Annotated in this window: 13 protein-coding genes; 12 read left to right on the top strand and 1 reads right to left on the bottom strand. The window is 40.2% G+C overall.

Annotated elements, in window-relative coordinates; genetic code table 11:
- Positions 1-108: 108 nt before the first annotated feature.
- Positions 109-558: a DUF1569 domain-containing protein gene (locus MHB50_RS17095; RefSeq protein WP_339164907.1), complete on the bottom strand. Its 450-nt coding sequence runs from the start codon at positions 556-558 to the stop codon at positions 109-111.
- A 449-nt stretch (positions 559-1007) separates the two neighbouring features.
- On the opposite strand from MHB50_RS17095, the gene MHB50_RS17090 reads away from it, so the two are divergent.
- The 12 genes from MHB50_RS17090 to MHB50_RS17035 all read left to right on the top strand — a co-directional run bounded on the left by MHB50_RS17090 (position 1008) and on the right by MHB50_RS17035 (position 11677).
- A complete protein-coding gene (locus MHB50_RS17090) occupies positions 1008-1679 on the top strand; it encodes a Na+/H+ antiporter NhaC family protein (RefSeq protein ID WP_083717490.1) in 672 nt (223 codons plus the stop codon).
- A 2-nt stretch (positions 1680-1681) separates the two neighbouring features.
- A complete protein-coding gene (locus MHB50_RS17085) occupies positions 1682-2290 on the top strand; it encodes a Na+/H+ antiporter NhaC family protein (protein WP_083717488.1) in 609 nt (202 codons plus the stop codon).
- 582 nt (positions 2291-2872) lie between these two features.
- Positions 2873-4534, top strand: a complete 1662-nt coding sequence (locus tag MHB50_RS17080) for a thiamine pyrophosphate-dependent enzyme (RefSeq protein ID WP_236017050.1) — start codon at positions 2873-2875, stop codon at positions 4532-4534.
- Positions 4535-4836: 302 nt separating this feature from the next.
- Positions 4837-5076 (top strand): hypothetical protein, encoded by a 240-nt coding sequence (locus MHB50_RS17075; protein ID WP_205179223.1) that lies wholly within the window; start codon positions 4837-4839, stop codon positions 5074-5076.
- Positions 5073-5837: an IclR family transcriptional regulator gene (locus tag MHB50_RS17070; protein ID WP_205179224.1), complete on the top strand. Its 765-nt coding sequence runs from the start codon at positions 5073-5075 to the stop codon at positions 5835-5837. The genes MHB50_RS17075 and MHB50_RS17070 overlap by 4 nt, the downstream gene beginning before the upstream one ends.
- A gap of 445 nt (positions 5838-6282) precedes the next feature.
- Positions 6283-6954 (top strand): GntR family transcriptional regulator, encoded by a 672-nt coding sequence (locus tag MHB50_RS17065; RefSeq protein ID WP_236017048.1) that lies wholly within the window; start codon positions 6283-6285, stop codon positions 6952-6954.
- Positions 6955-7006: 52 nt separating this feature from the next.
- Positions 7007-7699 (top strand): DUF2848 family protein, encoded by a 693-nt coding sequence (locus MHB50_RS17060; protein WP_205179225.1) that lies wholly within the window; start codon positions 7007-7009, stop codon positions 7697-7699.
- A complete protein-coding gene (locus MHB50_RS17055; protein WP_205179226.1) occupies positions 7696-8481 on the top strand; it encodes a carbon-nitrogen family hydrolase in 786 nt (261 codons plus the stop codon). The genes MHB50_RS17060 and MHB50_RS17055 overlap by 4 nt, the downstream gene beginning before the upstream one ends.
- Before the next feature lie 23 nt (positions 8482-8504).
- On the top strand, positions 8505-8843 hold the full coding sequence (locus MHB50_RS17050) for a cupin domain-containing protein (RefSeq protein ID WP_205179227.1): 339 nt from the start codon (positions 8505-8507) through the stop codon (positions 8841-8843).
- Between the two features lie 31 nt (positions 8844-8874).
- Positions 8875-9888 (top strand): DctP family TRAP transporter solute-binding subunit, encoded by a 1014-nt coding sequence (locus MHB50_RS17045; RefSeq protein WP_340084278.1) that lies wholly within the window; start codon positions 8875-8877, stop codon positions 9886-9888.
- Positions 9889-9941: 53 nt separating this feature from the next.
- Entirely contained in the window at positions 9942-10400 is a 459-nt protein-coding gene (locus tag MHB50_RS17040; protein WP_077111492.1) for a TRAP transporter small permease, read from the top strand.
- On the top strand, positions 10397-11677 hold the full coding sequence (locus MHB50_RS17035; protein ID WP_205179230.1) for a TRAP transporter large permease: 1281 nt from the start codon (positions 10397-10399) through the stop codon (positions 11675-11677). Before MHB50_RS17040 ends, MHB50_RS17035 begins: the two co-directional genes overlap by 4 nt.
- The last annotated feature ends 623 nt before the right edge of the window (positions 11678-12300 follow it).

Genomic DNA, 12300 nt, shown 5'->3' with positions numbered 1-12300 from the left:
GAGCAAATAGAAAAAGCATGTTTTGAAAGAAGATTGATCAAAACACGCTTTTTCTATATTCAATTGAAGCATCCTTTTATAAAAAAGTTTGATTATTTTTGTGATTAACTAAACTCCAAACTGTTTAAGATGATGGTCAAGGTGCTTGTATATTCCTTTACCCCATTGCTCAGAAGTGAGTTTACCAAAAAAAGGATGCGGATGAGTTGTGCACTTCTCTGGTCCGTTATTTTGGAATATGGTAATTTTTTGTTTAAGCTTTTCTTTTTCTGTCTCAAAATCTCTATCATTTGTAATCAAAATGGTTGGAATAGTAGACATGTTATGGGGCAATGTCTTGTCATTGTACATGATTTGTTTTGCAAACCTCCCTACTATTATTCCTAACCAACCCCTTGGTGGAAAAGAATTTCCCATTGCAATGTCTTGAAAAGATGAACAATGCGCTAGCATTTGGGAAACATTCATTTTTCCCCATTGTGGTTGTGAATCTGGACTTAATTTGTCAATACGGTTTAAAATTTCCTCTGAATGCAATTGATTAAAAATATTTTTCATTTGTGCATCATCCTTTATCAATCTGCCTCTACATCACCACAAAAATCCATTTATTCTGTTCTGCTTCTTTAGATGGCAACTTTCTACAAAATCTCAAAACAATAATAACATAATAAATCCAATTTTATTCGAAAATCTTCTTCTATTATAAGGGCGCGTTTATTGAACAAAGAAATACTCAATAAAATAGATGTTTTTATCAATCTTTATTATAAATGATCAGCCTTTTTTATAAATTATCGAACTTTATTTTAGATCCACACTAAGATTCAATGATACGAAGTTTGGAACTTTCTTCTGTATGAACGGCCTTACATAAAAAAGTGAGGGGAAGTATGATCATGAAGAATGGGAGAGATACTTCATTTGCTTATGCATTAGCTCATATCTTTATCATTGCAATAGTATTGATTGTGGGATTGGCCTAGTTTAAATTTTCTGTCGTCAGCGTGTTTGTTATCGCCCTATTTTTCATTGTTTTATTAGCGAGATTTAACGGATTCACATTAGTCGAAATTCAAGATTATCTCATACAGGGAACGAAAAACTCTGTTTTCATTATTTTGATTCTTATGAGTGTTGGGATGATTATAGGGACTTGGGTTGTATCGGGCATTGTACCGGCAATTATCTATTATGGCTTGCATATATTAAGTCCCTCTTATTTTTTCATTACAGGTTTTATCATTTGCTGCATCGTTATGTATTTTACCGGGAGTTCTTATGCAACGATTGGAACGTTGGGAATTGCTTTTATAGGGATTGGTATTGGAATGGGAATACCAGCACCGATGATTGCCGGGATGGTCATTTCAGGTGCGATCTTCGGGAACAAAATGACGCCTTTTTCAGATACGACAAACTTGGCCTCGGGAGTAGCGGGAGTCAATATTTTTAAACATATTCATTCCATGTTATATACAACTCTGCCCGCAGTATTCATCTCTTGTATTTTATATTGGCTTTTGGGGTTAAGGTACGGGAGTGATGACAATTCGGGAAAAACGGAACTCATGACGGAAACATTAATGGAGCACTTTACGATTCATCCAGTGTTGTTATTGGTTCCGCTGTTCACAATCTTTCTCATCATAAAAAAACTTCCCCTGTCATTGCCTTAAATATGGGTTCATTAGCGGCGGTTTTGAAGGCCTTTATTTTTCAGCCGTCTTTTGGGGCCGGCGTTATATTAAACTCTTTCATGGAGGGATTTGTATATCAAACAGGTGTGGAAGATGTCGATAAGCTTCTTCAGCGTGGTGGTATTTCAGGTATGTTTACTGTCATAACATTAGTCATCCTTGTGTTTAGCCTCAGTGAAATTTTACAGAGAACAGTTGTTATTTCTGTCATTTTAGGCAAAATGGGTTCTTTTGTAGATACGCAGGCCAAATTGATTCTTACTACCATATTCAGTTGTTTTTTAACCAATATGCTATCAGCCAGCCAATATGTCGCCATCATGATACCAGGTGAAATGTTCCGTTCGGCTTATGAAGGATTAAACATTTCAAAACGGGTTCTCTCAAGAACTTTAGAAGATGCCGGAACCATTACTACATTTGTCATTCCATGGTCGTCTGGGGCCATTTTTGCTTCCGGGGTTTTGGGTGTTTCGACATTAGCTTATTTGCCATATGCATTTTTTGCCTTATTGTCTCCGCTGATTGCGGCTATTTATGCCCTCACCGGGTTTGCCATATTTAAGGAAGATGAGGAGGATGAGGAATAGTTTGAATTATTTGAATATAAATAAGTTGAAGCAAAGGTCAAATTTTTTGTAAAGGTAAAAGACAATCTTTGAAGAAAAAAATGATTGAGTTTTATACAATCAGTTGTTATACTTGACTCGTAAAATGAAATATCATTTCAATAAATGAAACTATAGGTTTGCATGACATAAGGAGGTCTTTTCATTGGGTTTTATGAACAGAAAAACAGTTATGACGGGACCCGGATTTTTAAAGCGCTAAAGACTCCGCGCTGCCCCTTGGTTGCTATAACAGGAAATAATAGATGTACATAATAAGCGGCATTAGTAGAAGTCCATTCGGAATCTAATAGTAAAAAAGGTGGCGTATCAAACAGGCCAGTCAGAAAAGATGGAGTACGAAAAGGGAATGCAAGTTTATGAAGGAGCCGTAGCTGGAAAGCCGTTTCCAAAAGATCGCTAACAGATATTTTGAAAGCGGAGTCATTCCATGGACTGCGGACGTTTGCAAATGCAGCCATTAGGAACTGCGGATGAACTTGTTCATTGATGAGAGAGTTGTACTGTATTGAAAGGAAATAGACTAAAAAGGGGTTATGCATGATGACCAAGTTAATGTCAGTGGCTGATGCCATCGTGAAATGCATGGAGTTAGAAACCATTTCACACGTATTTTGTGTTCCGGGAGAAAGTTATTTGCCCTTGATGGACAGTATTTACGATTCGCAACACATTAAACTGATTTCCGCGAGGCATGAGGGCGGAGCGGCGTTTATGGCGGATGCCTATGGGAAGGCGACGAGAAAGCCGGGGGTGGCCATGGCTACAAGAGGTGTGGGCGGAGCCAATCTGGCGATTGGAATTCATACTGCCTACCAAGATTCTACGCCAATGGTCGTTTTTCTGGGGCAAGTGCATAGTAAATTCCGCGGGCGTGAAGGGTTTCAGGAGGTCGATTTAGATCAATTTTTTGGCCATATAGCTAAATGGACAGTTGAACTTAAAGATGCCGAAAGGACTCCAGAGCTTATACACCGCGCTTTCAGAATCGCCCAGTCAGGACGCCCGGGACCTGTAGTCGTTTCGCTTCCGGAAGATGTGCTCCGTGAAGAAGCGGTTATGAATATCGGACCTCCGGTGGATGTTCCTTCTCCGCGTCCAACTTCGGAAGAGGTGGAGAAAGTGGAAAGATTATTGGGTGATGCAGAACGCCCTGTCATTATAGCGGGAGGCGGGGTCATTGCCTCTCATGGGGAACGGTTGCTCGTTGAATTTGCAGAAAAGCTTCATATTCCAGTAGTAGCATCATTTCGCCGCCAAGATGTTTTTCCGAATAACCACAGACTGTATGTCGGCCATGCGGGATTGAGTACATTTCCTTCCGTTATAAACACAATGAAAGAAGCCGATGTCGTCTTAGCGATAGGAACCCGTCTTTCGGAAATCACCACTCAGGATTATCGTTTTCCAACCACTGAGCAAAGATTAATTCATATTGACATAGACTACGACACATTGGGAAAGGTACGTAACCCCCAGATAGGGATTGTATCAGATGCCACATCCGCTTTAAAAGAGTTGCTAACAATAAATATTGACGCATTATGGGGAGATTGGACGAAGAGCCGCAGGTCGGATTATGAGCAAGACATGCTGAAGGATTTGAATGAAGATGAAGATTGGATCAAGATGAGAGGTGTCATACAAACTTTGCAGGAGAAGCTTCCGAAAGATGCCATCATCACAAATGATGCGGGGAACTTTGCTGGATGGCTTCATAGCTTTTATTGTTTTGAAAAGCCCAACACTTATATCGGACCCACATCTGGAGCAATGGGATATGGCTTGCCTGGGGCCATTGGGGCGAAATTGGCCCATCCAGATAAAGTGGTCGTCTCCTTGTCGGGGGATGGCGGATTTATGATGACCATCCAAGAGCTTGAAACAGCAGTGCGATACGGAGTTCCGGTTATTGCCCTTATCTTTAATAACAGTATGTATGGAACGATCCGGATGCACCAGGAGATGCACTACCCTGAAAGGGTGATCGGAACAGAGTTAAATCATGTGGATTTTGCAAAAGTGAGCGAAGCGCTCGGGGTAAAAGCCTTTAGGGCTAAAACAAACGTTGAATTTACGAAAGCGATCGAACACGCGCTTGCCTCCGACAGCCCCGTCGTGATTGAGGTGCTGACGAATCCCGAGCAAATCTCATTGAATGACACGATTCACTCTATCAGGCAAAAGAGTAAACAGCATAACTGATTCCGGAACCGCTTTTTCCGCTAAAATAACGAACCCTCGTAACACGAAGGTTGCGGGCGGGAATGAGAGCTAACTTTTATGCGCCGTGCGGCATAGTTGATCAGCGAAAGTGATGTGGCATGATAGGAAGCTGATGACGCTTTTGAGATCGGTTTCATATACCCTGGCAAATCTCGTTATAACCAAACTGCTTGTCATCATTTTGGGGGCTTTGTCTGTTCCTATTGGAATTTGGCGTGCTTCCTATATAATGGAAATGATGAATTGCCCATGTAATGGCTGGCGGTACAGGAGGGCTTATTATGATAATGAGCATGGTATTTTCGGTGGGGCGGTTTGTAACCGGAATTGCCATTGTGGTTAGCGGGATCCTACAGGCGGCAGACATACTTTCAAAAGGAATTGCCCAGATGATACCAACATTGACTTCCGCGTGTATCGTGATCATCAGCGTCAGTAAATTAACGAAGCCGTCACATATTACGCATCAATGTGAGAGAACGAATAGGCGGGTTTTAGGGGAGGTTGAGCGGGGACTATGAATCAGAGTGTTGTGAAAGCATTACAGTTATTGGATTATTTTACGGAAGGTGAAACCGACTTGTCGTTACGTGAAATATCGGAACGGTCGGGCTTGCCTAAACCAACAGCATACCGTTTGCTTTCTTCGCTTGAATATATGGGGTTTTTAACGAAAAACAAGCATTCGGACCAAGATGTTCGCTATAGATTAGGGCTTAAACTGTTGGAGTTGGGCGGAATTGTCGCAGATCAATTGGAGCTTCGCAAAGTCGCAAAGCCTCTTATGAAAAAGTTGCAGGCCGATATTAATGAAACGGTCCATTTGGTTGTTCGCGAAGGAAATGAAGCTGTCTATATTGAAAAGGTAGAAAGCAACCATGCATTGCGTTTATATACAAGAGTCGGGAGAAGGTCCGAGTTGTCACTTGGTTCCGGCCCCAAACTGCTTCTTGCCTATATGCCCAAACAGGAGCAGGAGAAAGTGATTTCGCAAATGAGCTTCGAGCGGTTTACTGACAATACAGTGGTAGATGCCGAAGAGTTATTAAAAAAATTAGAGGAAATACGCAGTAATGGCTTCTCCATCAGCTATGGGGAGCAGGATGTCGGTACGGTAGGAATTTCCTATCCTGTATATAATCGGGAGGGAAGTGTTGTCGCCGCGTTAAGTGTAAGCGGGCCGGTCACCAGACTGTCTGGTGAACATAAAAAATATGCTCAAATCAAAACGGAAGAAACGGCAAGGAACATATCCATGGAGCTTGGGTACACGGGAAGATGAAGTGTAGCAGGAAATCCTCGTCAGTTGAGCCAAATCCGGAATGCGGGGCGGCCCGTTTATTTTTTAGCGAAGGATCAGACTTCGCCGAATGATAGCCGCTCGACTCTAAAGCGATAAGAAATGGGAACAAACAAGGACGCGCGGGTAGCTGTGAGAGCGATTGTGCCGGACATGGGAGAAGTTGTCTGACAAGACTGCAAAGAGGTCATCCTTTTGGTCCGTTCTCATGAATTCTGCCAAGTATAGCCATGGATGAATGTCTGCAATCAATACAAAGCTGCACACATGCGAAGTGCGCAGCTTTGTATTTTATTTTACGCAAAAAAAGCGATTGAATTAGAAATCAATAAATATATTGACAATTTTATATTTATTGATGTATTATGTATACATAACACATCATACAGAGTACGCAGACAAAAAATAAAAAAATGGGGCGTTTTTGATGGATGTTAAACGAGGGTTGGGGATGGAACCTATACATAGAAAAACAACGAAAGAGATGGTTTATGAGCAACTAAAGAAAGCGATTCTTGTCAGAGAACTGAGTCATAAGGAAATATTCACAGAAACAATGTTGGCCAATTCCTTAAATACTTCAAGAACTCCTGTCAGAGAAGCGGTTGCTGACCTCATCAATGAAGGATTGATGGTTCACATTCCTAGAAAAGGTTTCAAAGTAAGAGAGATTACAGAAAAAGAAATGGATCAAATCATTTTTTTACGAACATCTATTGAAGTACAAGGCATAAAAATTTTATCTGACATCATTACTGAAGAAGAAGTGCGGCAATTATATAAAATTGTTGAACGGCAAGAGAAAGTGATTGCTAGTAATGACAGTATTAAGTTCATAGAATTGGATCAATTATTTCACCGGAAAATATTGCAGTTTGCAGGTCAGGAGCTATTAGAGCAGTTTTTATCCGAACTATACAATATGGCCAGATTAATGGGGCATACAGCTTTAATGAAGGAAGGCAGGATTACCGAGGTTATTCAAGAACATTTGGATATTGTAAAAGCTTTGGAATCGAAAGACGGTGAGCTTGCCATCAAAGTGATGGAGAACCACTTATTGTCTACTGTAGATAGTGTGAGGAATTTTACGGATTGATGATTTTTTTAAATTGTGTGAAAGCGTATACAAAAAAGAGAAGGAGACAGCCATGGATAAAAAAATATTCTCATTGGCGTTAAATGGCAAGAAAAAGGAAATGGCCATTAGCCGGGTTTATGCCATTGGATATGCCGGAAGAGATAAGAAGAAAACGATGGATCATATTAAAGAGTTGGAAGAAATAGGTGTTCCAAGACCGATAGAGATACCGACACTTTATCCACTCAGTTTAAATAATGTCACTCAAAATAAAGTGATTGAAGTGGTCGGGGACAAAACAAGCGGCGAAGCGGAAATTGTGATCATATTTGGCGGGAGAACAGATGAAATTTATGTAACTGTCGGCAGTGATCATACGGATCGAGAGCTGGAGGCAACAGATATTCATAAATCAAAGCAAGTTTGTCAAAAGCCTTTTGCAACAAAAGCCTGGAATTTGAAAGATGTTATTCAACATTGGGATTTGCTGGAACTATCCTCTGATATTTACATCAATCATCGATGGATACCTTATCAAAAAGACAAAATATCATCGATCCTTTCATTTGAAGATATTATGAAATTCCTCGAAAGAAAGGGCGTGCCGTTGGCGAACTCGATTTTTTTCTCGGGAACTGTTCCATTAAAGTGCGGGTTTAAATATGGAGAACAATTTAGAATGACAATTACCGATCCTATTCATAAACGTAACATTTTAATGGAATATACAATTAAAAATTTATTGGGGAGTGTTCAAACTTGAAAATTGCCATATACCAAATGGAAGTGATTGGTGGAAAACCAGCTGAAAACAGGTTAAAAGTACAAAGTTGGCTAGAAAAAGTCATGAAAGAAGAAAATCCGGATACGATTGTTTTACCGGAAATGTGGACTTCTTCATTTAAACTCAAACAATTGAAAGCCCTTGCAGAGCCCGATGGAGAACCAACGAAATCTTTTTTAAGCAAGCTTGCCAAAAAATATAAAGTGAATATAATCGGCGGTTCCATTCCTCATAACGTAGAGACAAATATTTATAATACAAGCTTCATTTTCAATAGGGAAGGAGAGGTTGTTTATGAATACAGTAAAATCCATTTAGTCCCCATGTTACATGAACACTTATATGTAACGGGCGGGAAAAAGGCGGTCGAGGTATTTGAATTGGATGGAATCAAGATGGGGATCATTATTTGTTATGATTTAAGGTTTCCCGAGTTAGCCAGATCTCTGGCATTACAAGGGGTACAAGCATTGTTTGTGGTGGCAGCCTGGCCAACGCCACGCAAGTATCATTGGACAGCGTTACAAATAGCCCGGGCGATAGAAAATCAAATGTATGTCATTTCTTGTAATGCCGTCGGGAATGTAGATGATGTTACTTATGCTGGGAACTCCATGATCATTGACCCTTGGGGGGATATTTTAAAGCAAGGACAAGACAATCAAGAAGAGACTTTAGTACAGGATGTCAATCTATCAAAGGTAGTTCAAGTGAGAAAGGAGGTTCCTATCTTCAAAAGCCGGGTGCCGGACTTATATTGATCTTTGGAGGGATGTAAAAGTAAATGGGTAGACAAGAGCTTGAATTTACAACTTATGAAGCGTTCCCACGTAAACAAATAGAGGGAAAGGTAAAAGGTTTATGGGAAAGAATCTTATCAAAGGACTCGGAAAGAGAACTGGTTAGGGTATTAGAGTTTGAGCCGGGGGTGGATACTTCTCCAAACGGGATACAATATCACGAATATTGGGAACATATATATATTATAGAAGGTTCAGTGATAGACCTGACTTTAAGGAAAGAATTTACGAAAGGCATGGCGGCATCAAGGCCGCCCGGTATGCCGCATGGGCCTTGGAAATCGCCTAACGGGTGCATCATGTTTGAGGTCCGCCACAAATAAAGGTAAGCAAAGAAGCTGAAAGGAGTTAGTCATGAGCATCAGAAACGTAATCATTACTGCTTTATTATTATTGTTATTCGTATTGGGAAGTGCATGCTCTAATACAAATGAGACCGGTGGGAATGATAGTGACGACAAAGAAGGCATTTCGCTGAAACTGGCCCATGTAGGGTCTGATTCACACCAATATAATATTGCTTCAGAAAAATTTAAAGAATTGGTGGAGGAACAATCAAAAGGTTCTATTCATATCGAAATACATGGAAACGCCACTTTAGGCAGTGAAGCGGACGCGATTGAGCAAGTAATGGATGGCTCCATTGAAATAACAACTGTTGCCCCTGATAGTTCTTTCGCGAATACTGTACCGGAAATGAACATTTTTGGCATCCCTTATTTATTTCAAGACCGTGAGCATGTTTATTCTGTATTGGATGGAGAAATAGGAGAGCAGTTATTTACATATGTAGATCAACATCAAATGAAAGGACTAGGTTGGTGGGAAGTAGGCTTTAGACATCTGACAAATAATAAAAAAGAGATAAAAACGCCGGAAGATATGAAAAGTTTGAAAATACGAGTGCAACCTTCACCTGTTTGGGAAGTTCATATGAAATCCTTGAATGCCAGTCCCACTCCTGTAGATTTTAATGAATTATACTCCGCATTGGATCAGGGCTTGGTGGATGGTCAAGAGAATCCGTTGCCAACTATAGACTCAATGAAGTTTTATGAAGTGCAACAATATGTATCGTTAACGGCACATACTTATAATCCGGCAATTGTTGTGATCAACCAAGGTGTTTGGGAAAGCTTAAACGAAGAGCAGCGACAAATCCTGCAAGATGCAGTGGATGAAACAACTAATTTTATAAGAAAAACGCTGGAAGAACAAGAAAGCGAGATTATCAAAAAGCTAGAGGATAATGGTGTAACGATTACCGAACCTGATCGGGAGCTCTTTAAAGATGCCACGAAAGAGGTAAGAGAGGCGGTAAAAGAAGTGCCGGAAGAACTGATCGAAAAGATTGAAAAGACAAAGTGATTTTTTGGGAGATTCCTTCCCGGAATCTCCTTTGTTGGCTGGGAGGTTATCGGATGTCTTTTAAAAAAATAGATGATTACCTTGGCCGGGCACTTGAAATAATCATTACCATTTGTTTGTCGGCGGTTGTCATCATTACTTTTTTACAAGTTGTTTTCAGGTATGTATTCAAGCAGCCACTGGGATGGTCTCAAGAAGTTTTAATGGTTTGTTTTGTATATAGTGTCCTATTCGGTGCCGCTTTGGCCATTAAAAACAGTGAGCATCTACAGGTGAACATTTTTGAAAATATGCCCAAAATGATTGAGAAGGTATTTAAAGCGTTAGAGTTTACGGTTGTTATTGTGGTCATCGTTTGTCTATTGTATTTTGGGTTCGGGCTTGTGATGGACAATTTTGATTCAGGACAAGTTTTGGGTATGGTGCCTATTAAAAAAGCTTATGTTTATATGGCGATTCCCATTAGTGCGCTTTTCATGCTATATTATCAGATTAAGAAGGTGTATAAATGATTTGGCTCATACCTTTATTGTTAATCCTTATAGTGATAGGCATTCCGATTGCTTTTTCATTAGGGTTTGTTTCAATTATCGGGATTTTATTTACCGACCCAAGCCTTCTCATTAACCTTCCGAGAAGGGTATTTAGCGGAGTCAATAACTTTACCCTAGTAGCTGTGCCATTGTTTATTTTGGCGGGGGAATTAATGACAAAAGGCGGGATCTCTAAAAGACTGATTGATTTCTCTAAAACAATTGTTGGCCCATTACCTGGGGGCTTGGCAATGGTTGTAGTTTTAGCAAGCATGTTTTTCTCTGCCTTGACCGGTACAGCGATAGCAGCGGCTGCGGCAATAGGCGGAATGATGATACCAGCCATGAAAAAAGAAGGGTACGATATCGGTTTTTCAACAAGCTTAGTGGCCACATCGGCAACGATTGGCCCGATTATCCCACCGAGTATTGTGTTAATCCTATTTGGTGTTATAGCCAGTGTTTCGATAGGGGATCTGTTTGTCGCCGGAGTCATACCCGGTATTTTAATGGGAATTGCTTTAATGGCGTATAGTTATGTTGTCGGGAGAAAACAGAATTATCGCTCCAGTGAACAGCGGGCAACGGTAAAAGAAATTGTGAGGGGAGCAAAAGATGCTGTACTGGCTTTATTAATGCCCATTATTATCATAGGCGGGATTGTCAGTGGTATATTTTCTCCCACAGAATCGGGTGTTGTTGCTGTCGTTTACGCGTTACTTATCGGAATGTTCGTCTATAAAGAAATAAGAATGGAAGACTTTTGGCCAATTCTATTAAATACAGCTAAAACAACGGCGGCGATCGTGTTTCTAATCGGGACAGCTTCTTTGTTTATTTGGTTTCTTTCATTCAAGAGAATACCCAATCAATTGATAGAAATGATGGGCGGTATATCGGATAATCCCATCTTGCTATTGCTCATCATCAATATCGTTTTATTAATTGCGGGTACATTTATAGATACGATTAGTGCTGTTTCCATTTTTACACCGTTATTTTTGCCGATGATTTTAGCGGCAGGAGTCGACCCAATCCATTTTGGCATTATCATGGCGGTTAACCTTACAATTGGCATGGTCACGCCACCTCTTGGAGTTTGCTTATTTGTTACAGCATCAATAGCTAAAATCAAGGTGCCCAAGATGTTCCGGCATTTATTTCCACAAATCGCGTTATTAATTGCCGTATTATTTGCCGTCACATATATTCCGGAGGTTGTTCTCTTTCCTTTAGAGTTTTTTTCCAATAGATGAGGATATGTGTATGTGTGAATACCAACGGTGTCAATGAAATTGGCCATTGAGAAGTTCTACTTCTTGGTCAAAAGAAAATGATGGTTTCGGTAAATGTGAGCTTACGAAGTTCATTCTAGCTGTATGGGAAAAAATGAATTTTTTCCTGCTTTTTTAAATTGAGAAACATGCAGATGAGAAGGCCGACAAAGTGAATCCCGTGCTACTCAGGTAGCAAAAAGAAGGAATCATGGAGACCAGTGCAAACTTCGCCCGGTAAAAGTCATCTAAGAATGAAAGATCAAAAAGCATGTTCACTTAAGCGGCGCAGGCTAAAAAGTCTGTGCTGCTTTTTTTATCATAACAGTGAAGCTATACGATCAACGGTTTTCAAAATTTATGAATAGCATTCATTGTTTCGTTATCCCCACTCTTTCATTTCCCAAAGAAGCTTCGATCTGTTTCACATATTCTCTGTTAGCAGTGAAGTGTCGCTGTCGCTGTCGCGGTTAGCATTATTTTCCACAATATGAAATATAACACTGTCGTTTATAATAAAAGAGATCCTTGCTGGCTCATAAAAAGGGGACTGATCATCCAAACAGATAGGAAGCGCCAAGTGAAGAGCATTTCGGATAATAAGC

The sequence above is a fragment of the Siminovitchia sp. FSL H7-0308 genome, assembly GCF_037980985.1.
Classification (GTDB): domain Bacteria; phylum Bacillota; class Bacilli; order Bacillales; family Bacillaceae_C; genus Siminovitchia; species Siminovitchia thermophila.
Note: the sequence above shows the minus strand (reverse complement) of the source record. Positions and strands in the feature narration are given on the sequence as shown.